The sequence below is a fragment of the Pseudomonas sp. MWU12-3088 genome (assembly GCF_023242405.1).
GTDB lineage: Bacteria > Pseudomonadota > Gammaproteobacteria > Pseudomonadales > Pseudomonadaceae > Aquipseudomonas > Aquipseudomonas kribbensis.
The window spans coordinates 567808-587580 of sequence record NZ_JALJEA010000003.1 but is presented as its reverse complement, the minus strand read 5'-3'; the positions used below and the strand labels follow the sequence as shown (position 1 = coordinate 587580).

Genomic DNA, 19773 nt, shown 5'->3' with positions numbered 1-19773 from the left:
TTCGGGGCTTGGCCGGCCCGTCTGGACAGGTGCCAACAGTAAATCAACCGGCGGATTTTTGTGACCGTGTTTCACTGAATCAGACTATGGTCTAACGGGTTGTCGACCGGCCCGTTTGCGTAGACCATGGGCGCCTTGGTTTTTTGCCTGCCAGAGTTCTTTGCCATGACTGCCCATTCCACTGCCCGACCGGCGCCGTTCAGCCGTTCCGACTACAAGACCCTCGGCCTTGCGGCCCTGGGCGGGGCGCTGGAGATCTACGATTTCATCATTTTCGTGTTCTTCGCCCTGACCCTCAGCCAGTTGTTCTTCCCGCCGGAAATGCCCGAGTGGCTGCGCCTGCTGCAAAGCTTCGGGATCTTCGTCACGGGCTATCTGGCGCGGCCGCTGGGCGGAATCCTGATGGCGCATTTCGCCGACCGGCTGGGGCGCAAGAAAGTCTTCAGCCTGAGCATCCTGATGATGGCGCTGCCCTGCCTGCTGATCGGAATCATGCCGACCTACGCCCAGATCGGCTATTTCGCACCGCTGTTGCTGCTGGCGCTGCGCATCCTGCAAGGCGCGGCGGTCGGTGGTGAAGTGCCGAGCGCCTGGGTGTTCGTCGCCGAGCACGCACCGGTCGCGCATCGTGGTTATGCACTGGGCTTTCTTCAGGCCGGGCTGACCTTCGGTTACCTGATCGGCGCATTGACTGCGACGTTTCTCGCACAGGTGTTTACCCCGGCGGAAATCCTCGATTACGCCTGGCGTTATCCGTTCCTGCTCGGCGGCGTGTTCGGCGTGATCGGCGTGTACCTGCGCCGCTGGTTGAGTGAAACCCCGGTGTTCATGGCCATGGAAGCGCAGCGTGAGGCGCGGGTCGAACTGCCGCTGCGCACAGTCTTGCGCGAGCATCGTCTGGCGATGCTGCCGGCCATGCTGCTGACGTGCGTACTGACTTCGGCGGTGGTGGTGTTTGTGGTCATCACCCCGACCATGATGCAGAAGACCTTCGGCATGACCGCCGGCCATACCTTTGCATTGAGTGCGTTGGGCATCGTGTTCCTGAACATCGGCTGCGTGATAGCCGGGCTGCTGGTGGACCGCATCGGCGCCTGGCGCACGGTAATGCTATATAGCCTGCTGCTGCCATTGGGCATCGGCGTGCTTTACAGCTGTTTGATCATGGGCGGCGACTGGGTAGGGCTGGCTTACGCCATCGCCGGTCTCGGCTGCGGTGTGGTCGGTGCGGTGCCGTCGGTGATGGTCAGCCTGTTCCCGGCGCGGATTCGCGTTTCGGGCATTTCCTTCACCTACAACATTGCCTACGCCGCATGGGCAAGCATCACACCGCTGCTGCTGATCGGTCTGATGCCGTGGAGCCCGTGGATCTGTGTGATGTTCTGCGCGGTGATGGGCGCGGTCGGCATCGTCAGTGCGGCGTACTTCGGTGTGCGCATGCCCGGAGGCGGGCGCCGTTCGGTGGCGCCCTGTTCTTGAGGGCTGGTTGACGGCCTCGGCGCAAACTCGCTCCGCCGTCACGTCAACCAGTGCCACCACAGCAAGGTCCCCGCCAGACCCACCACCGAGACGATGGTTTGCAGGACCGACCAGACCCAGATCGTCTGTTTCAGTTGCAGGCCGAAGTACTCGCGAACCATCCAGAAGCCGGCGTCGTTCACGTGGCAGAAGAACACTGACCCGGCGCCAATCGCCAGCGCCACCAGCGAACTTTGCGTCGCGGCGAGGCCCGCCATCATCGGCGCGAGAATCCCCGCCGTCGTGGTGGTGGCCACCGTCGCCGAGCCAGTGGCCTGACGCAGCGCCACGGCAATCAGCCAGGCCAGCAGCAGATACGGCATGTGCGCGCCTTCGGCGACTTTGCTGATGGTCTGACTGACGCCGGCATCCAGCAAGGTCTGCTTCAAGCCGCCACCGGCACCGATGGTCAGCAACAGCACGGCAATCGGCGCGAGGCTTTTGCGCAGGGTGCCGCCGACGTGTTCACGCGGCATGCCGTTGGCCCAGCCGAGGCAGATCACCGCCGCCATGACGGCAATGCCCAACGCCACCAAGGGTTCTCCGAGAAACTTCAGGGTCAGGGCGACGCTGCTTTCCGGGCTCATCGCGACTTTCGCCAGCGTGCTGCCGAGCATCAGCAACACCGGCAGCAGAATGATCAGCGGCGACATGCCGAAACTCGGCTGGCGCGGCGCTTTCGGCGGGGCGCTGAACAGCGCGCCAAGTTCCGCCGGCTCATCGACGTGCATGCGTTTCGACAGCCAGTTGCCGTAGATCGGTCCGGCCAGGATCACCGCCGGGATGGCGATGCTGAAGCCCAGCAACATGGTCAGCCCAAGGTCGGCATGCAATGCGCTGACCGCGATCAACGGTCCGGGGTGGGGCGGCATCAGGGCATGCAGCGTGGTCATGCCGGCCAGCGCCGGAATCGCGATTTTCAACAGTGGCTGACCGGAACGGCGGGCCATGACGAAGATGATCGGTACCATCATCACCAGCCCCACTTCGAAGAACAGCGGCAGGCCGATCACCATCGCCACCAGCGCCATGACCCACGGCAGGGACTTGCCTTTGCCCAGTCCAAGCAAGGTCGACGCAATGCGGTCGGCTGCACCGGACTCGGCCATCAGCGCGCCAAGCATTGAGCCCAGCGCGATGATGATCCCCGCCTCACCGAGAATCGCCCCGGCGCCCTTGCTGAACGCCTTGGCCACGTCCTCTGGCGGTAAACCCGCGCCGACGCCGGCAATGAACGTACCGATCAGGATCGATAGAAAGGGCGGTAGTTTGCTGGCGCTGATCAACACGATAATTGTCGCAATCGCCAGCAGGCAGCAGAGAATCAGGCGGGTGTCGTGAACCATCCAGGCAGCGGTCGATAAATCCAAAACGGCACTCCTTATCGGGCGGATAGCGGCAACATATTGTTGCAATTTGACTTGAGAATACCTGATATGGCCGGGCCAGAGCGGCGGGTTTTGTATCCGTTCTGCGCGGGTGGATAAGACCAATGGCCAATTGAGATTATTTTTGACTGGCCGGTCTCGATCGCTCTTCAGAAAAGATTTCCAAGGCCGATGGTTAGGGCTGCAACCCCGCTTTCCATCCAGTCCATCGGTGCTTTCCCATGTTCAACAAACGCCTCAAGCAAGAGCTGGCGGCTCTTCGTGAAGAACTCTCCAGCCTTCTGCAAGTGAAGGAGAGCCTGGAAAGCGAGATGCTGGTGCTGACCCTTGAGCCCGACGGGCGGATTCAATCGGTCAACCAGAACTTCCTCAATGAAATGCTCTACAAGAGCCACGACCTGATCGGCCGCGCCATCGAAGACATCGTGCCGGCCCATGTGAAGTCCGACGAGTTTCATCACCGCTTCCGGGCCGCACTGAGCCGGGGCGAGCACTTCGCCGGCGCCGTGCGCCTGTCACGCGGCAATGGCGAAGAGGCGTGGTTGCGCTCGATCGTCCAGCCGGTCCGCTCATCGGACGGGCGCATCAAGCACTTTTCGATTTTCTCCAGCGACCTGACCCGCACCATCGAAGCCTCACGCGAACACGAGAACCTGATCGGTGCGCTGGTGCGTTCGACGGCGGTGATCGAGTTCGACCTCAACGGTAATGTGCTGAGCGCCAACGACCGCTTCCTTCAGGGCATGGGTTACAGCCTGGCGCAGATCAAGGGCAAACATCACCGCATGTTCTGTGACTCGGGCGAGGCCAACAGCGCCGAGTACCAGAATTTCTGGCGCCGCCTGAACAACGGTGAGTTCGTCGCCGGTCGCTTCAAGCGGATCGACGCCCATGGTCGCGAGGTCTGGCTGGAGGCGTCCTACAACCCGGTGCTCGACGCCAACGAAAAACTCTACAAAGTGGTGAAGTTCGCCACCGTGATCACCGATCAGGTCAATCAGGAACAAGCCGTCGCCGAGGCCGCCAACATCGCCTACAGCACGTCCCTGCAGACCGACAGCACCGCCCAGCGCGGGACCCGTGTGGTCACCGAAGCGGTCAATGTGATGCGCGACCTGTCGCGGCACATGCAGACCGCCGGCGAAGGCATCGAGGCGCTGAACGAGCAATCCCAGGTGATCGGCACCATCGTCAAGACCATCAGCGGCATTGCCGAGCAGACCAACCTGCTGGCGCTCAACGCCGCCATTGAAGCCGCCCGTGCAGGCGAGCAGGGCCGTGGTTTTGCGGTGGTGGCCGACGAAGTACGGCAACTGGCCTCGCGCACCAGCCAGGCCACCGAGGAAATCGTCGGTGTGGTTCGTCAGAACCAGGACATGGCGCGCAATGCCGTGGCGCTGATGACCGACGGCAAGCTTCAGGCCGAGCAAGGGCTGGCGCTGGCGGCGGAGGCGGGCACGGTGATCGTCGAGATCCAGGATGGCGCGCAGAAAGTGGTGGACGCGGTCGGCCAGTTCGCCAACCAGCTATCCAACTGATGCTTGTCAGGCGAAGGGATTGTCCATGGCAATCCCTTCGCTGTTTTTATCCCGCTACAATCGGCTCTTTTTCCCGGAGCAGATCCCATGAGCGAGTCCTTTCGTCGCCCGGTTCCCCTGAACAAAGCCTACCGTTTGCTCAACCACGGACCGACCGTACTGGTCAGTGCCGCTCACGACGGGCAGCGCAATATCATGGCTGCGGCCTGGGCCATGCCGCTGGATTTCGAACCGCCGAAAGTCGCGGTGGTCCTCGATAAATCCACCTGGACCCGACAACTGCTCGAAGCGTCCGGCACCTTCGTTCTCAACGTTCCTTGCGTGAATCAGGCTGACATCGTGCAGACCGTCGGTTCGACTTCGGGTCTGGAAATCAATCGTGATCAAGGGCAGGACAAGTTCCAGGCGTATGGCTTGCAGACCTTCGCTGGCGAGCAGGTCGAGGCACCGATGCTCGACGGTTGCGTAGCCTGGCTCGAATGCCGGTTGCTGCCGGAGCCGCGCAATCACGAACAGTACGATCTGTTCCTGGCTGAGGTCATCGCGGCCCAGGCTGATTCGCGAGTGTTCAGCGATGGGCGTTGGCATTTTGAAGGGCATGACGGTTTGCGCACTTTGCACCATGTGGCCGGTGGGCATTTCCTGACGATTGGCGATCCGGTGGATGGCAAGACGCTTTCGGTCTGATGGCAAAACGTCGCTGGATATTGCAAGGTAGGGGCATTGTCGAACCGATCAGGCGCCTGTCCCATGTTTTCCAGTTACCTTGCACCGTTGTTGTCGCTGGCGCTGTTGTGGACGGTTGCGGTGGTGACGCCCGGCCCGAACTTTTTCAATATCGCGCAACTGGCCGTCAGCCGGTCCCGACGCCATGGCGTGGTGGCGGCGCTTGGCGTGGCCAGCGGAACGATATTGTGGGGATTGGCCGGTGGTCTGGGCATCCAGTCGCTGTTCAGTGCCGCACCGGGGCTCTATCTGAGCTTCAAGATTGCCGGTGGCTGCTACTTGATCTATCTAGGACTCAAGCAATTCAAGCGTAAGGCCCCTGTCTCCCAAGGAGCCCCGGGCACCACGGAGCAAACCTTGCTCGGTGCCTATGTGCGAGGTTTTCTGGGCAACATGACCAACCCCAAATCGGCACTGTTCGTGGCGACAATCTTCGCCACCGCCATGCCGGCCCATGTGCCGCCGATGCTGCTGGCATTGGCGGTCCTGACCATGGCAACGCTGTCCTTCAGCTGGTATTGCAGTGTGGCGCTGTTCTTCGCCAGCCGACGGATTGCCGGCATTTACGAGCGCTCACGCCAATGGCTGGATCGGCTGGCGGGTGGCTGTTATTTGCTGTTCGGTGCGCATCTGGTGGCGAATCGCTGACCGGAAATCAGACGGCGGATGACGCTTGTTTCGCGGTCATCAAATGCTCAGTGGAACGTAAATTTCGACCGCTGAAATGGATTCATGGACACACAAAAAAGGCTTACCTTTCGGTAAGCCTTTTCAGTTGGCGGAAGGGGTTTCAGTCCCCCACCGCCATCCCTTCACGCCGAGGATCCGCTCCACCGGCCAACGTTGCCTTCCCCTGCGCATCCTTGACCCGCACGATGGCCTGGGTGCCGCTGGTCATGTCGATTTCGCTCACAGCGTGGCCCTTGTCCTTGAGTGCCTGGATCAGTGTCGGGGTGAACTGACCCTGTTCCAGTTCCGTCGGCCCGTTGCGGCTGCCGAAGTTGGGCAGGCTGATGGCGCTTTGCGCGTCGAGGTTCCAGTCGAGCAGGCCGACGGTGGTTTTGGCCACGTATTCGATGATCTGCGAGCCGCCCGGAGAGCCGACGGTGGCGACGAACTCACCGCTGTTGCGATCGAAGATCAGGGTCGGTGCCATCGACGAGCGCGGGCGTTTGCCGGGCTCGACGCGGTTGGCGACTTTCTGCCCGTTTTCTTCGGGAATGAACGAGAAGTCGGTCATCTGATTGTTGAGCAAAAAGCCCTGAACCATCAGGTGCGAGCCGAATGCCGCTTCGATGGTGGTGGTCATCGACACCGCGCCACCGAAGTCATCCACTGCCACCACTTGCGAAGTGGAGATGCGCAGCGGCGAGCGGTCCGGCGCGTAGGCGACCTGCACGCCCGGAGGTGTGCCGGGTTTGGCGCTGCCCATGCTGCGATCGCCGATCAGGCTGGCGCGGCTGGCCAGATAACCCGGGTCGACCAGGCCCTTGACCGGCACCGGCACGAAGTCGGTATCGGCCACGTATTGCGCGCGGTCGGCGTAGGCCAGGCGTTCGGCTTCGGCGATCAGGTGCACGGCTTGTGGCGCGGGTTCGAGGCCGGCCGGTTTATCGGTCTTCACGGGTTTGAGTGGTGTCAGGGACAGGCGCGGATCGCGGGTCTCCAGGGCCTGCAAGGTGCCGAGGATTTGCGCCACTGCAATCCCGCCCGATGACGGCGGCGGCATCCCGCAAACCTGCCAGCGCTTGTAGTCGGTGCACAGTGGCGCGCGTTCCTTGGCCTGATAGTGCTGAAGGTCGTTCAACGACAGGCTGCCGGGGTTGGCGTGCCCCTGGACCTTGGCCACGATCTCTTCGGCGATCGGGCCTTTGTAGAGTGCATCTGCACCTTCGGTGGCGATGCGCTTGAGCACGGCGGCCAACGCCGGGTTTTGCAGGCGCGTACCGATGGCTTTGACGCTGCCGTCGCTGTTGAGGAAATACCTGGCCATGTCCGGCGAGCGGCGCACCACAGGGTCGGACTCCAGCAGCGAATGCAGTCGAGGCGAGATCGCAAAGCCCTGTTCGGCGAGTTTGATTGCTGGCTCGAACAACGTCGCCCACGGCAAGCGGCCATGTTGTTTGTGCGCCAGTTCCAGCGCCCGCATCACACCCGGTGTGCCGACGGAGCGTCCGCCGATCTGCGCCTGCGGGAACGGCATCGGTTTTCCATCAGCCTGCAGGAACAGCTTTTCGGTCGCGCCGGCCGGCGCTGTTTCGCGACCGTCATAGGTACGCACTTGCTTGCCATCCCACAGCACGATCATCGCGCCACCGCCGATCCCGGAGGATTGCGGCTCGACCAGGGTCAGTACGGCTTGCATCGCAATGCCCGCATCGATGGCCGATCCACCTTTACGCAACATCTCGCGACCGGCCTCGGCAGCCAGCGGATTCGCAGCAGCGGCCATATGTTTATCGGCGTGACTGGCTTGCAAGCCTGTGCGGTAACCGGAGGCGGCTTCCGGCGCCAGCGGCAGGTTCGAGGAGGGTGGTGCATTGCAGGCGGCGAGGGTGATGGCGCTGACGATCAGGGTCAGGGCCGGCAGGCGAAAGCGTTTCAGGGGCTGGGCTGGAAACACGCGGGGCTCTCCGTCCGTGGGATAAAAGTCTGACGGACTGTATCGGCCGACCGTGCAGGACGCAAACCGTCGGTATGTTTGTCCTTCATGCCTTGGCGAATTTTCTGTAGGGTCTGGGGCAAACGTGAAGCCAGAACAATCAACAAGAGGCCGCCATGCACAGCGAGTTTCCGACCCACTCCAGCTACCGACAGCAGCGCGAACAGTTTCTTGCCGCCGCCACCGCGGCCGGTGCGACGCTCACCTCCTACGCCCATCCGCGTTGCGGACCGTTTGGCGAGCCGTTGAGCACCGATGTGGCGGTGCTGGGGAATCCGCAAGCCAAACGGCGTCTGGTGGCGCTCAGCGGCACCCACGGGGTGGAGGGCTATTACGGTTCGGAATGTCAGATCGACTGGCTGAAGCATTTCACGCCGGGTTCGCTGCCCAAGGACGTCGCGGTGGTGATGATTCACCTGATCAACCCATGGGGCACGGCATGGCTGCGACGGGTCAACGAAGACAACATCGACCTGAACCGCAATCATCTGGATTTCAACCAGCCCCTCCCGGACAACCAGGCCTACGCCGCGCTGCACGAAATTTACGCATGCGCCGATTTAAATGGCCCCGAGCGGCAGCGCGCCGATGCCTTGCTCGATGCGCAAATCGCCGAGCACGGCTGGCCGGCGGTGATGTCGATTGTCGAGGGTGGTCAGCACAGCCATCCCGACGGACTGTTTTTCGGAGGCTTTGCCCCGAGCTGGTCGAATCGCACGCTGCATCAGATCATCGAGAATCATCTGGCGGGTACCGAAACCGTGATGTGTTTCGACCTGCACACCGGCGCCGGCGAGTACGGTCATCCGATGCTGCTGACGATTACTCAGGCACCTTATCCGGCGCTGGCCCGGGCGCAATCGATCTATGGCCCGTGGCTCTACACGCTGCACACAGGCGCTGAAACCCTGAGTGAAACCGGAGTCGCGGCAACGGCTACCGGTTACACCTCGCAGGCACTGCTCAACGCACTGCCGAAAGTGCAGTTGATGCCGTTCGTGATCGAGTGCGGGACTTACCCGGGGCCGGACGTACATCGCTACTTGCGCGACGATCACTGGCTGCATCTGCACGGCGATCCGCTGGATGCGACGGGGCGGGAGATCAAATTGAAACTGCTGGAGCAGTTCTATCCGGCGGATCCGGACTGGCGGGCGATGGTGGGGTTGCGCACGCGGCAGATCTGGGCGAAAGGGCTCAGGGCGTTAGCGGGCGAGGGATAAACAAACGGCTTGCCTTTCGGTAAGCCGTTTTGACTGCTGGGTGATGCGCAGCGGTTTTGACTATGGATGCCGGAGGGTTACTGCTTGAAGCCTGGCAGCCCGTTTGCTTCACGCCATGTCGCGACTGTACGGGCTATGCCAGAGGATGACGTGTCAGCACCTGGCTCAGGGTAGTAGATAAGGTCCATCTTGCTCGGATGTCCAACGATCTCGTTGAAGTGCAGCAATAGAATATCTGCACGGTCATCCGTCGGTGCTTTGTCTTCCTTTCTGATCTCGTCAATGAACTCAATGAAGTCTTGTTCGGTGTAATCAGAAAAGTTGTTTTTGATGAAAGGGTCGCTCATGCAGTTACCTCAATCCTGGTGTACTTCGACGTGATTTTTGGGGGGGTGGACTCTGAGGTTGTCAACGTTATAGACCTCGCCGCCTTGAGATATCAGTTCCACATGATGAATTTCGTGAGAGATTCTCTTGCCGACTGCATCAGCTAATCGGGCGCGAGGTGCCTTTCCGTTGCGCATACGCTCAAGACTGTCTTCGCTGAGCTGCCCGGCTAGCCTCGTATCTTTTGACGCTTCGGCCCAGAAGGCGCGCCTGAATGAATCAAAGCTGGAATATTCACGCCCTCTTAGCGAATCGGCAATGCTGGTTGGGATTGGCGCGCCAGATCCCGACCGGGCATGGTCAAGCCATACACCGGCAACATCCTCCCCAACCCCCGTCACCGTCCCCGGCATCAATCTCGCCGGTTTCGAAAACACCACATACAACGACTTGAGCCCGGTCTCTGCCGGAAACACCAGAATGCAGTCTTCGGCGGTGATGTCTTCGCCGGGCAGGATTTCTATCTGGCTGTCGGTGTTCGCGGCGATCGGGTGGACGAGGATCGTGCTCAGTGGTTCGCCGTGCTCCGGATAAACCAGTGGCGGCATCGCTCCCAGCGGCCCGCGTTGCGGCGTCCACAGAATGGTGATGCCGTTGAGTTTGGCCTCCATGGCGGTCTTGTCGCTGTTCCACCGGACTTTTACGGTACGCACCGAGTCGTCGCCCGAGGCTCCGGTGTGGATGCCGTAGACCTGTATGACGCCCTCGGCATCGCGTCGGAACTGGAAGCGCACGCGAGTGGTTGCGCGAGACAAGGTGCGTAGCTGATCGTCGGTGTAGAGCGTGCCGTCACCCATTCGGGTCGGCAGCATCCCGAGGATGAACACACTGGCCGGACCGCCGGCGCCTCGTATTGCCCAGTTGAGGCGTTGCTGCAGGATTCCTCCGCCAGCCATGCGCCCCAGAGCCAGATCGGCGCCGATGGCCTTGGCTGCGGCGGTACTGGCAGCGGGAAAACGCATGGCGCCCGCGACCATGACCTTGCCGAAACTTGAGACGGGTTCGGGGGCTGTGCCGGCCTCCGTTCGGCACCAGTTATCCGGTGTGCAGGATTTGGCAAATACCAGATCGTCGCGGGGCGTCGGGGTGGGCCATTCGTCTGTCCGGATATAAACGGGTTCTGGTGGCGGGGGCGGAATCCATCCGCTCCATATAGCGTTTTCGCTCGGGCGTTTTCGACGCCACTCATCGTCGAAAAGGAATTTGTTCAGGTCCATGACCACTCCCTGTCTGTCCTGGAATCGAGACAGGGGAGCGTGTCGGTCAATCGGGATCGCGATCAAATCGACTGGCGAAGATGCAGGTGCCTAAGCGAACGAAAAATCCTCTTCGTACGCCTTTCGCACCGGGTTCCTACGGAATCAGTCCGGTTGAGTGAAGGAGGGCACTTTTCTCGAGGCATAAAAAAACGGCCTACCTTTCGGTAAGCCGTTTTTAGTACTTGGTGGCTACACAGGGACTTGAACCCCGGACCCCAGCATTATGAATGCTATGCTCTAACCAACTGAGCTATGTAGCCAAGTGGCGCGCATTATTCCCCTGAAATGGAAAAGCGTCAAGCGTAAATTTCAAAATTTTTTCTACGCTTTCAACCGTTTATCAAAATCAGGCGTTCAACAGTGGCGAAGGGCAGCGCTGGAACCAGCGACTGGCCTGCTCATACGCGTGCGCCAGTTGCAGAACGGCGAAGTCTGCCTGATGCCGGCCGATGATCTGCAGCCCCATCGGCAACCCCCGGGCATTGAAGCCGGCCTGGACGTTCGCCACCGGGCAACCGGATAACGTGCCGGGAATCACCACCTCCATCCAGCGATGATAAGTGTCCATGTTCACGCCCTCGATCGCGGTCGGCCACGCCTGCGACTTGTCGAACGGGAAGACCTGCGCGCTGGGCAGCAGCAGATAATCGTATTGTTCGAACAAGCGTGAGATTGCCCGATACCAGTCGCTGCGCACCACCGAGGCGGCGAACACTTCGCTGGCCGACAGCTTCAGACCGTTTTCCACTTCCCAGCAGGCTTCCGGTTTCAGCAGCGCCCGTTTCTGCGGATCGGCGTAAGCCGCGCCCAGGGAGCCGGCGACCATCCAGTGGCGCAAGGTGCGCCAGCTGCTCCACAGCTTTTCAGGGGCAAATTCCGGACGCGCCGGCTCGATATGGCAACCCAGGCTTTCAAAGTCGGCGAAAGTCTTTTCACACAACGCGAGGATGCCGTTCTCCATGGGCAGATACCCGTTGAAGTCGCCGAGCCAGCCGATCCGGGTGCCGCTGAAGTCGCGCTCCAGCGGTGCGGTAAAGACCTCTCCGGACTCACGGATCGACAGCGGTGCCCGCGCATCGCCGCCGGCCTGCACCGACAGCAGCATCGCGGCATCGCGCACACTGCGCGCCATGGGCCCTTCATAGCCGAGTTGATCGAAGAACAGATCGGCACTGTCGTCGAATGGCACGCGTCCTTGAGACGGGCGGAAGCCGAAGATGTTGTTGAACGCTGCCGGGTTGCGCAGCGAGCCCATCATGTCGCTGCCATCGGCCACCGGCACCAGATGCATCGCCAGCGCCGCCGCCGCGCCGCCACTGCTGCCGCCCGCGGTCTTGCTCGGGTCAAAGGCGCAGCCGGTGGCCCCGAACAACGGGTTGTAGCTCTGCGAACCGAGGCCGAATTCCGGGGTGTTGGTCTTGCCGATGATGATCGCGCCGGCAGCCTTGATCCGCTCGACCATGATGCCGTCACGCTCGGGAATGTAATTTTTGAACAGCGGTGAGCCCAGCGTGGTACGGATGCCGCAGGTCAGCGACAGATCCTTGATGGCGTGGGGCAGGCCGTGCATCCAGCCCCGGTACTGGCCCCGGCTCAGTTCGGCGTCCCGTGTGTCGGCCTGGGCCAGCAGATCTTCCGGCGCCTGCAGACTGATCAGTGCATTGACTGACGGGTTGAACCGTTCGATGTGGGCAAGATAGGTCTGCATCACTTCGCGGCAGGAAACCTGGCGCAGGCGGATGCGCTCGGCGAGCTCGATGGCCGGCAACTGGACCAGTTCGCTGATGTTATTGGAGTTCATGACGACGGCGCCCTTCAGACGGCTGGAAAAACGCCCCGGCCTCGTGCCGGGGCGGTAGAAATCAACGCATCAGGTTGGTCCACAGACGATCGGCCAGACGGATCGCGCCTTCACCGCAGGTCTTGCTGAACACCACGTGGGTGCCCTCGGGAATATGCAGTTCCGGTGCATCCTTGAGGTTCGCATCGAGGAACGGTTCGACGCCTTTGATCGGGCTCTGATGCTTGAGGAAGTTCTGGGTCATCGCCGAGTTTTCCGGCTGGCTGAGAAACGCGATGAACGCCTTGGCATTCGCCGGGTTCTTGCTGCCGGCGGGGATGACCATATTGTCGACCCAGGCCAGCACCCCTTCTTTGGGGTACAGGTATTTCAGGCTCGGTTTCATCTCACGGGCACGCATGGACGAACCGCCCCAGAACATCGACATGTCGATTTCGCCCGAGGCGAGGTTCTCGCGGATCGAGCCGGCCTTGGAGCTGTAGGTTTTGACGAATGGCTTCTGCGCCTTGAGCAGCGTGAGGATTTGTTGCATCTGTTTCGGGTCCTCGCTGCACAGCGGGATGTTCAGGTACAGGCTGGCCATGTCGACCATATCGCTGACCGAATCGAACATGTTGATCCGCCCCTGCAACTCGGCCGGCGGCTCATAAAGCACCTTGTAGCTGTCGGCCGGGCCTTTGTAGCGGCCACTGTCGAGCACCACGCTGGTGGTGCCCCAGATGAACGGCACCGAATAGGCGCCTTCCGGGTCCCAGCTCGGTTTTTTCAGGTTGTCGACCACACTGGCGTAGTACGGCTCCTTGACCGGATCGAAGCGCTCCAGCAGGTTTTCCTTGATCAGGATCGGAATGAACTGGTGCGAGGGAATCGCCACGTCGTAACCGGCGCCACCCTGTTTCAGTTTGGCCAGCAGCGTCTCGTTGGAGTCGTAGGAGTCAACGGTGACTTCGATGCCGGTCTGCTTCTGGAATTTGGCGAGAATCTCCGGTGAAAAGTAACCGCTCCAGCTCACCACGTTGAGTTTTTCGGCGGCCTGAACACTCCCGGCCATGACCAGCGGCACAGTCAGGAACAACGAAGTACCGACGCTTTTTATCCACTTGCTCATGCTATTTCCCCACGGTTCTTGGAAGGTTCAGGCGTTCTTTTTGCCCAGCAGGTAAGAGAGGCTGACAAACAGCACCGAGACGCCCAGGATCAGGGTCGACACGGCGTTGACGTCGGGTGTCACGCCCATGCGCAACAGGCCGAAGATGAAGATCGGCAGCGTCGTGGTGCCGGCCTGGGAGACCATCATCGAGATCACGAAGTTATCCAGCGAGACGATGAACGCCAGCATCAGCCCGGAGAAAATCCCCGGCATCAGCAACGGCAGGGTGACTTTGCGGAAGGTCCGCCATGGCCCGGCATACAGGTCGGCCGAGGCTTGTTCCAGCGACAGGTCCATGTCGTTCAGCCGGGCCCGGATCGGCAGGTAGGCAAACGGAATGCAGAACACCGTATGGGCGATGATCAGATTGCCGTAGCCGAGGGACAGGCCAATGGTGGAGAACAGCGCGAGCGTGGCGACGCCGACGACGATTTCCGGCAGCACCAGCGGCAGCATGATCGCGCCCATCGACAGTTGCAGGCCCTTGAACTTCGCGCCCCGCGAGGTGCCGAGGGCCGCGAGGGTGGCAATCGCCGTGGCGACCATGCTGGCGCACACCGCGATCAGCAGACTGTTGCCGGCCGCCTGGCGCAGCGCCTGATTGGCGAACGCGGCGCGATACCAGTCGAGGCTGAAACCGGTCCATACCGTGGCCGACTGGTTGGCGTTGAACGAGAACACCACCAGCACCACGATCGGCGCGTAGAGGTACAGGTAGAACAGGAAACTGAAACCGCCGAATCCGGGGAAATCCTGGACGCCCAGCCCCTTGCGTTTGAGCAGACCAATCATCACGCACCTCCTTTGGCAATGCGCTGGCGTTCGGCGCGCAAGGCATAGACCGTCAGCACCAGCATCACCGCCGCCATCAGCACTAGCGACAGCGCCGCGCCGAACGGCCAGTTACGGGCATCGCTGAACTGCCGGAAGATCAGGTTGCCGAGCATCATCCGCGTGCCGCCGCCGAGCAGTTCCGGGGCGATCATCGCGCCCAGGCACGGCACGAAGGTGAGAATGGCGCCGGCGAGAATTCCCGGTCTGGCGATCGGCAGCACGACTTTGCGCAAGGTGCGCAGGCGTCCGGCATACAGGTCTTGAGCGGCTTCGAGCAGACGGATATCCATTTTTTCCAGCGTGGCGTAGATCGGCAGAACCACGAAGGGCGCATAGGTATAAACCAGCCCCAGCAGCACGGCGCCGTCGGTGTACAGCAACTGCAGCGGCTCGTGGATGACGCCCAGGCCCATCAGACTGTTATTGATCACCCCGGTGTTACGCAGCAGCAGAATCCACGCATAAGTGCGGATCAGCAGGTTGGCCCAGAACGGCACGGTGATCAGGAAGATCAACAGACCGCGCCGATGCGCCGGTTGCATGGCCAGCCACACCGCCACCGGAAAACCGATCAGCAGCGTGATGACGGTGGTCAGGCCGGCAATCCCGACCGAGCGCAGGGCGATGATCAGGTAGGAGTCGGCGAAGGCCAGGCTGTCGTCCATTTGCCGCTCGAACAACAGGGAGGTGTAGGCGTCGCTGCTGAACACCTTGTTCACCCCGCCGTAGGGGTTGGCTTCCATCAGCGAATAACCGATGACGATCAGGATCGGCACCACCAGAAACAGGGCGATGGCGATCAGCGCCGGGCTGACACCGAGGAAGCTCTGGAACGCCCGTCGGCGTTCAAGCGTGTTGGTTATCGGTAAGGCGTGCATGACAACTCCTCGGGTTCAATCGTGCAGGACGCTGGCGCTTCCCCGGTCGAACAGCAGACCGGCCTGACTGCCCACGGCAAAACGCAGGCTCTGATCGACGCAGTTGGGCGTGCGCACGGTGAGGCGCGAACCGTCGCCGAGGCTGACCTGGTATTGCAGGTCGGTGCCCAGATAAATCAGCGCTTCGACCCGGCACGGCAAAGCCGCCTCCGTGTTGGCAGGCACCAGGTGCAGGCGCTCGGGGCGTACCGACAGGGTCACGCTGGCACCCGGTTGCACGTCGTTGCACGGTTGCGCCGGCAGCGGATGTCCGGCCGGCCCGGCGAACCACGCCATACCGTCCTCGACGCGAGTGACGCTGGCCTGAATGAAGTTGGTTTCGCCGATGAAATCGGCCACGAAGCGATTGCGCGGCCGTTCGTAGATGTCCTCCGGGCGACCGACTTGTTGCACTTCGCCTTCGGACAGCACGGCGATGCGGTCGGACATGGTCAGCGCTTCTTCCTGATCGTGGGTGACGAAGATGAAGGTGATGCCGGTCCTGGCCTGGATGGTTTTCAGCTCTTCGCGCATGGCCTGGCGCAGCTTGAGATCAAGTGCCGACAGCGGCTCGTCAAGCAACAGAACCTTGGGATGCGGCGCCAGGGCGCGGGCGAGGGCGACGCGCTGTTGCTGGCCACCGGAGAGTTGCGCCGGTTTGCGATGGGCGAAGCGCTCCATCTGCACCAGGGCAAGCATCTCGCGGACGCGCTCGGCGATCTGGGCCTTGTTCAGGACCTTGCCCATCGGGTGCGATTCAAGGCCGAAGGCCAGGTTTTCGGCGATGGTCATGTGCGGGAACAGGGCGTAGTGCTGGAACACTGTGTTGACCGGGCGCTGGAACGGCGGGCGCTCGGCGATGTTTTCGCCGTAGAGCAGGATCTCGCCCTGCGTCGGAAACTCGAACCCGGCAATCATCCGCAGCAGCGTGGTCTTGCCGCAGCCGGAGGGCCCGAGAAGGGTGAAGAATTCGTTGTCGCGGATATCCAGATCGATGTTTTTCAACGCCACCGGACCGGTGGACGGATCGCCGTAGACCTTGCGCACCGAGCGGATCGACACCGCCAGCGTTTGCAGCGAATGCAGGGCATTCATGCGTTACCTCCGATTCCCCCATCGCCTGCGATTGCGCTGTCGGTCAGCGAATCTGTCGGGCCATGGATATTATTTTTCTGGGCAGGATCGAGATTGCGTACGGGGTGAAACCAGCTGTTTTGTTGTTCTGCTGTGGCTCGATTATCGGCGAGGGGTTGCGCGGGGCGAAACTTCAATTTAAACATGGCAGGTGTTAGTTAATTTAATACCGACAGGTGCCAGGAACATGCCCGACCACCGTTTGCCACCACTCAATGCAGTGCGTGCGTTCGATGCCGCTGCCCGCCTGGGCAGCTATGTCGAGGCGTCGAAAGCCTTGCACGTGACTCAGCCTGCGATTGGCCGGCATGTGAAGTTGCTGGAGGACTGGCTGGGCACTCAGCTGTTCGAACGCACGTCGCGCGGGGTCAACCTGACGCCGGCCGGTGAGAAGTACCACCGCAAGATCGCGACCGCCCTGCAGTTGATCATCGAGGCCGGCAAGGAGGCGCGACCCAAAGAGGCCGAACGCTGGCTGCGGATCATGGTGGTGCCGGGTTTTGCCAAGCGCTGGCTGATGCCGCGCATCGAGGCCATGCGTCACCTGCGTCCGGGGTTGAAGTTTGCCATCGAACCGAACTCGACCTTCACCGAAGTGGATGGCAAAAGCGCCGATCTCGGCATCGTCTACGGCCTCGACGGGCAGTACGCGGACTCTCGTGAAGCGTTGATCTGCCCCCGTGTGTTTCCGATCTGCACCCCGCAATACCTGGCAAGCATCGAGCCGCTCGGCGGCCCGGCCGATCTGGTCCGGCACGAGTTGATCCACGTCGATGACGGCGAGTGGTGGAACCTGTGGTTCGCCGCCCATGACCTGGATATTCACCTCAATTCCGACATGCTCTACGTCAACAACGATCACGCGTTATCGGTGGCCGAGAGCGGGCAGGGCATCGCGTTGGCCAACGAGGTGCTGGTCCGCGAAGAACTCCGGTCCGGCAAACTGGTGCGTGCAGTGGATGCTCAGGTGAAGCTGGAAAGCTATCGGGTGCTGACGCCGTCCGCCGAGCTGTCGGCGGATGCGGCGTGGTTCATTCAATGGCTCAAGTCCGAACTGGAAAAGGACTTTCCAGAAGCGCTGATCAACTGAGCCGGAAGCGTGCGGTGTTGTCGCTCAAGGCCTTGCTGCCCTGGCTCAAGGTGTCTGCCGCCAGGTTGACGGCCCGTGCGCCGTCGAGCAGGCGAACCGCTGCCTGATCGACCTGCTGGATATTGCCGCTGACCTCATCGGCGGTGCTGGCCTGTTCTTCCACCGCCGTGGCGATCTGCGCGAGGGTGTCGGTGACGCTCTGCACGGCGCTGGCGATTTCCCCCAGACGTTCGCCCAGCCCGGTGACGGCTTCGGCATCCGATTGCGCCTGGCCGCAGGCCGCCTCCATCAGGCTCACCGCTTCATTGACCGTGTTGCGCAGACTGTCGACCGTACCGGCGATCTGCGCAGTGGACGATTGCGTACGCTGCGAAAGGCTGCGGACCTCGTCGGCCACCACGGCAAAACCGCGACCCTGTTCACCGGCGCGAGCGGCTTCGATGGCGGCGTTCAGCGCCAGCAGGTTGGTCTGCTCGGCGACGCCGCGAATGGTGTCGACCACCAGTTGAATCTGCTGCCCCTGCTCGCTGACCCGGCCCAGCGCTGCCGCCGTTTCGTTCAGGCGCTGATTGAGCTGTTGAATGCTCGCCGTGGTGCGTTGACTGTCGCGGCTGCTGTCGGTGGCGATGCGCCGGGTCTGTTGGGCGCTGCCGGAGGCCTGTTCGCAACTCTGCGCGACGCCTTGAGAGGTGGCCGCCAATTGCGTGGCGGCGGCAGCGATCTGGCTGATCTGCAATTGCTGGGCTTCGACTTCGCTGAGTGCGCCGCTGGAGTGATCGTTGAGGCTGCGCACCGCGTGGCTCAGTTGCGAAGTCTCGTGATCGACACCCAGCAAACTGGTGCGCAATTGCACCACGGCCACGTTGAGCGCGGTGCTGATCGAGGCCAGCTCATCGCGACCCACGACAGGCACTTGCAGGCTCAGATTGCCGTCGCGCAACGCTTCGGCGAGTACCGTGATGCCGCTGGCGCTGCGACGGATCGAGGCTTGCAGGCAGACGAACAGGTACAGCGCCGCGAGCAACAGGCACCCGAACACCGCCGCGACCACGATGAACTGACGGATCGCCGAGCCGTGGTAGTCGTCCAGTCGTTGATCCAGTGCTACCAGTGATTGCTGACGCAGCGTGGCGAGATTGCCGAGCAGGGTATCGAGGCTGCGTTCGAAGTCTTCCGGTTTGAGATTGATGCTGCCGCCGAACACGCCGTCATCCAGCACCTTCAAACCGGTATCCAGTTGTTTGAGGCTGTCGTGATACTGCCCGGCCCAGCCTTGCAGATCGTTCGGCAGCCGCGCTTCCAGCAGGCTTGCCGTTTTAACAAGCTGTTCGCGGGCATCACCGATGCGGCTGCGCAGGTCCCGCAGTTGCAGGCGACTTTGCAGGGTGAACTGACCGGAGACTACGGATGCTTGCCCGACCGCCGCGAGTCGGCCGACCCGTTCGATCAGGTCCGGTGCGTGCTGGGTGGAAATCTGCGTCAGCAGATAGGTTTCCAGCCACGGCGCGAGGATCAGCCGATTGTCCATCGCAATTTGCTCACGCAATGCTTGCAGGGCGCTGAGGGCGTTGGTGAAGCGATCGTAACCGTCCGGCCACCAGCCGACGCCGGCCAGGCTCTTGGAGTCCAGACCGCCGAGCGCGGTTTGCAGGGCTTGATAACGGGCCAGGGTTTCACCTTCTGCGGCTTCGGCTTGCAAGGCATTGCCCAGATCCACTGTGGCTTGAGCGACGGCAGGTTGTACGGCATCGAATGCAGCCATCGCGGCGAGGGTGGCGGGCGTCGGCTGGCGGTTGGTTTCCGTGGCGCGCCAGCGAGCTGCGCGGTCGCGCTGAGCAGCGAGCAGGTTGTCGAGTGCATCGAGGGCGAGCAACTGCCGCACGCCGGCACGCTCACCGGAAATCAGGTTGAGTTTGACGCGATAGTCCTGGCCGATCATCAACAGGCTGCCGGCCAACGGCAGGATGAACAGCAGAAACAACAACTGGAATTTACGCGCGAAGCCAAACCGCCCCAGCAATTTGATCCCCGGTAACAAGAAAGCCTGCATGCCCCATGACTCCTCTGGACACCACGCACCATTGGCGTGCGCCGCACTCGTTGCGAGCGCGATCAGTGCCCTGTTAAAAGGCTTCGAAAGTCCACT

At 61.8% G+C, this 19773-nt stretch carries 16 protein-coding genes, 1 tRNA gene and 1 pseudogene; 7 read left to right on the top strand and 11 right to left on the bottom strand.

The genetic code is table 11. From position 1 onward, the window contains the following. The first annotated feature begins 165 nt into the window (after window positions 1-165). Window positions 166-1479 carry an MFS transporter gene (locus M5B98_RS11430; RefSeq protein ID WP_248742748.1) on the top strand — a complete coding sequence of 438 codons (1314 nt, stop codon included), beginning with the start codon at window positions 166-168 and terminating at the stop codon, window positions 1477-1479. A 38-nt stretch (window positions 1480-1517) separates the two neighbouring features. Here the strand turns inward: M5B98_RS11430 and M5B98_RS11425 are convergent, their stop codons facing one another. Continuing rightward, window positions 1518-2888, bottom strand: a complete 1371-nt coding sequence (locus M5B98_RS11425; RefSeq protein ID WP_248742747.1) for a gluconate:H+ symporter — start codon at window positions 2886-2888, stop codon at window positions 1518-1520. A gap of 239 nt (window positions 2889-3127) precedes the next feature. On the opposite strand from M5B98_RS11425, the pseudogene M5B98_RS28835 reads away from it, so the two are divergent. The 4 genes and pseudogenes from M5B98_RS28835 to M5B98_RS11405 form a co-directional block, all read left to right on the top strand. Next, window positions 3128-3904 (top strand): annotated as a pseudogene (locus tag M5B98_RS28835) (PAS domain-containing protein); the annotation flags it as partial. 108 nt (window positions 3905-4012) lie between these two features. After that, on the top strand, window positions 4013-4444 hold the full coding sequence (locus M5B98_RS28830) for a methyl-accepting chemotaxis protein (RefSeq protein ID WP_371320925.1): 432 nt from the start codon (window positions 4013-4015) through the stop codon (window positions 4442-4444). Between the two features lie 87 nt (window positions 4445-4531). Next, complete coding sequence (locus M5B98_RS11410) at window positions 4532-5131, top strand: flavin reductase family protein (RefSeq protein ID WP_248742746.1); 600 nt, start codon at window positions 4532-4534, stop codon at window positions 5129-5131. Between the two features lie 63 nt (window positions 5132-5194). Continuing rightward, window positions 5195-5818, top strand: a complete 624-nt coding sequence (locus tag M5B98_RS11405) for a LysE family translocator (RefSeq protein ID WP_248742745.1) — start codon at window positions 5195-5197, stop codon at window positions 5816-5818. Between the two features lie 142 nt (window positions 5819-5960). Here M5B98_RS11405 and ggt read toward each other — a convergent pair whose 3' ends face one another. Further along, the gene (gene ggt, locus M5B98_RS11400) at window positions 5961-7793 is read right to left on the bottom strand and encodes a gamma-glutamyltransferase (protein ID WP_248742744.1); all 1833 of its coding nucleotides are present in this window, start codon (window positions 7791-7793) and stop codon (window positions 5961-5963) included. A gap of 155 nt (window positions 7794-7948) precedes the next feature. Between ggt and M5B98_RS11395 the strand changes: the two genes are divergently transcribed. Beyond that, the gene (locus tag M5B98_RS11395; protein WP_248742743.1) at window positions 7949-9055 is read left to right on the top strand and encodes a DUF2817 domain-containing protein; all 1107 of its coding nucleotides are present in this window, start codon (window positions 7949-7951) and stop codon (window positions 9053-9055) included. A gap of 77 nt (window positions 9056-9132) precedes the next feature. Here the strand turns inward: M5B98_RS11395 and M5B98_RS11390 are convergent, their stop codons facing one another. The 8 genes from M5B98_RS11390 to M5B98_RS11355 form a co-directional block, all read right to left on the bottom strand. Further along, a complete protein-coding gene (locus M5B98_RS11390) occupies window positions 9133-9402 on the bottom strand; it encodes a bacteriocin immunity protein (protein ID WP_248742742.1) in 270 nt (89 codons plus the stop codon). Between the two features lie 9 nt (window positions 9403-9411). Further along, complete coding sequence (locus tag M5B98_RS11385; protein ID WP_248742741.1) at window positions 9412-10659, bottom strand: S-type pyocin domain-containing protein; 1248 nt, start codon at window positions 10657-10659, stop codon at window positions 9412-9414. A gap of 225 nt (window positions 10660-10884) precedes the next feature. Next, a tRNA-Met gene (locus M5B98_RS11380) sits at window positions 10885-10961 on the bottom strand. Window positions 10962-11047: 86 nt separating this feature from the next. Next, window positions 11048-12502: an amidase gene (locus M5B98_RS11375; RefSeq protein WP_248742740.1), complete on the bottom strand. Its 1455-nt coding sequence runs from the start codon at window positions 12500-12502 to the stop codon at window positions 11048-11050. Between the two features lie 61 nt (window positions 12503-12563). Next, window positions 12564-13610 carry an extracellular solute-binding protein gene (locus tag M5B98_RS11370; RefSeq protein ID WP_085709282.1) on the bottom strand — a complete coding sequence of 349 codons (1047 nt, stop codon included), beginning with the start codon at window positions 13608-13610 and terminating at the stop codon, window positions 12564-12566. A 27-nt stretch (window positions 13611-13637) separates the two neighbouring features. After that, window positions 13638-14444 (bottom strand): ABC transporter permease, encoded by an 807-nt coding sequence (locus tag M5B98_RS11365; RefSeq protein WP_085701815.1) that lies wholly within the window; start codon window positions 14442-14444, stop codon window positions 13638-13640. Further along, window positions 14444-15364: an ABC transporter permease gene (locus tag M5B98_RS11360; RefSeq protein ID WP_085709284.1), complete on the bottom strand. Its 921-nt coding sequence runs from the start codon at window positions 15362-15364 to the stop codon at window positions 14444-14446. Before M5B98_RS11360 ends, M5B98_RS11365 begins: the two co-directional genes overlap by 1 nt. A gap of 15 nt (window positions 15365-15379) precedes the next feature. Then, window positions 15380-16498, bottom strand: coding sequence for an ABC transporter ATP-binding protein (locus tag M5B98_RS11355; RefSeq protein ID WP_248742739.1), 1119 nt, complete (start codon window positions 16496-16498; stop codon window positions 15380-15382). 226 nt (window positions 16499-16724) lie between these two features. Between M5B98_RS11355 and M5B98_RS11350 the strand changes: the two genes are divergently transcribed. After that, window positions 16725-17627 carry a LysR substrate-binding domain-containing protein gene (locus tag M5B98_RS11350; RefSeq protein WP_248742738.1) on the top strand — a complete coding sequence of 301 codons (903 nt, stop codon included), beginning with the start codon at window positions 16725-16727 and terminating at the stop codon, window positions 17625-17627. On the opposite strand, the gene M5B98_RS11345 is transcribed toward M5B98_RS11350, so the two are convergent. Then, window positions 17620-19677, bottom strand: coding sequence for a methyl-accepting chemotaxis protein (locus M5B98_RS11345; protein WP_248742737.1), 2058 nt, complete (start codon window positions 19675-19677; stop codon window positions 17620-17622). The two genes, M5B98_RS11350 and M5B98_RS11345, sit on opposite strands and share 8 nt — an antisense overlap. Between the last annotated feature and the right edge of the window lie 96 nt (window positions 19678-19773).

What these genes read in the sequence shown, in the direction of transcription:
- M5B98_RS11365 (WP_085701815.1), bottom strand. Translation starts at nt 14,444, where the DNA reads ATGATTGGTCTGCTCAAACGCAAGGGGCTGGGCGTCCAGGATTTCCCC.
- M5B98_RS11390 (WP_248742742.1), bottom strand. Translation starts at nt 9,402, where the DNA reads ATGAGCGACCCTTTCATCAAAAACAACTTTTCTGATTACACCGAACAA.
- M5B98_RS28830 (WP_371320925.1), top strand. Translation starts at nt 4,013, where the DNA reads ATGCGCGACCTGTCGCGGCACATGCAGACCGCCGGCGAAGGCATCGAG.
- M5B98_RS11370 (WP_085709282.1), bottom strand. Translation starts at nt 13,610, where the DNA reads ATGAGCAAGTGGATAAAAAGCGTCGGTACTTCGTTGTTCCTGACTGTG.
- M5B98_RS11410 (WP_248742746.1), top strand. Translation starts at nt 4,532, where the DNA reads ATGAGCGAGTCCTTTCGTCGCCCGGTTCCCCTGAACAAAGCCTACCGT.
- M5B98_RS11395 (WP_248742743.1), top strand. Translation starts at nt 7,949, where the DNA reads ATGCACAGCGAGTTTCCGACCCACTCCAGCTACCGACAGCAGCGCGAA.
- M5B98_RS11375 (WP_248742740.1), bottom strand. Translation starts at nt 12,502, where the DNA reads ATGAACTCCAATAACATCAGCGAACTGGTCCAGTTGCCGGCCATCGAG.
- M5B98_RS11350 (WP_248742738.1), top strand. Translation starts at nt 16,725, where the DNA reads ATGCCCGACCACCGTTTGCCACCACTCAATGCAGTGCGTGCGTTCGAT.
- M5B98_RS11355 (WP_248742739.1), bottom strand. Translation starts at nt 16,498, where the DNA reads ATGAATGCCCTGCATTCGCTGCAAACGCTGGCGGTGTCGATCCGCTCG.
- M5B98_RS11360 (WP_085709284.1), bottom strand. Translation starts at nt 15,364, where the DNA reads ATGCACGCCTTACCGATAACCAACACGCTTGAACGCCGACGGGCGTTC.
- M5B98_RS11430 (WP_248742748.1), top strand. Translation starts at nt 166, where the DNA reads ATGACTGCCCATTCCACTGCCCGACCGGCGCCGTTCAGCCGTTCCGAC.
- M5B98_RS11345 (WP_248742737.1), bottom strand. Translation starts at nt 19,677, where the DNA reads ATGCAGGCTTTCTTGTTACCGGGGATCAAATTGCTGGGGCGGTTTGGC.
- M5B98_RS11385 (WP_248742741.1), bottom strand. Translation starts at nt 10,659, where the DNA reads ATGGACCTGAACAAATTCCTTTTCGACGATGAGTGGCGTCGAAAACGC.
- M5B98_RS11405 (WP_248742745.1), top strand. Translation starts at nt 5,195, where the DNA reads ATGTTTTCCAGTTACCTTGCACCGTTGTTGTCGCTGGCGCTGTTGTGG.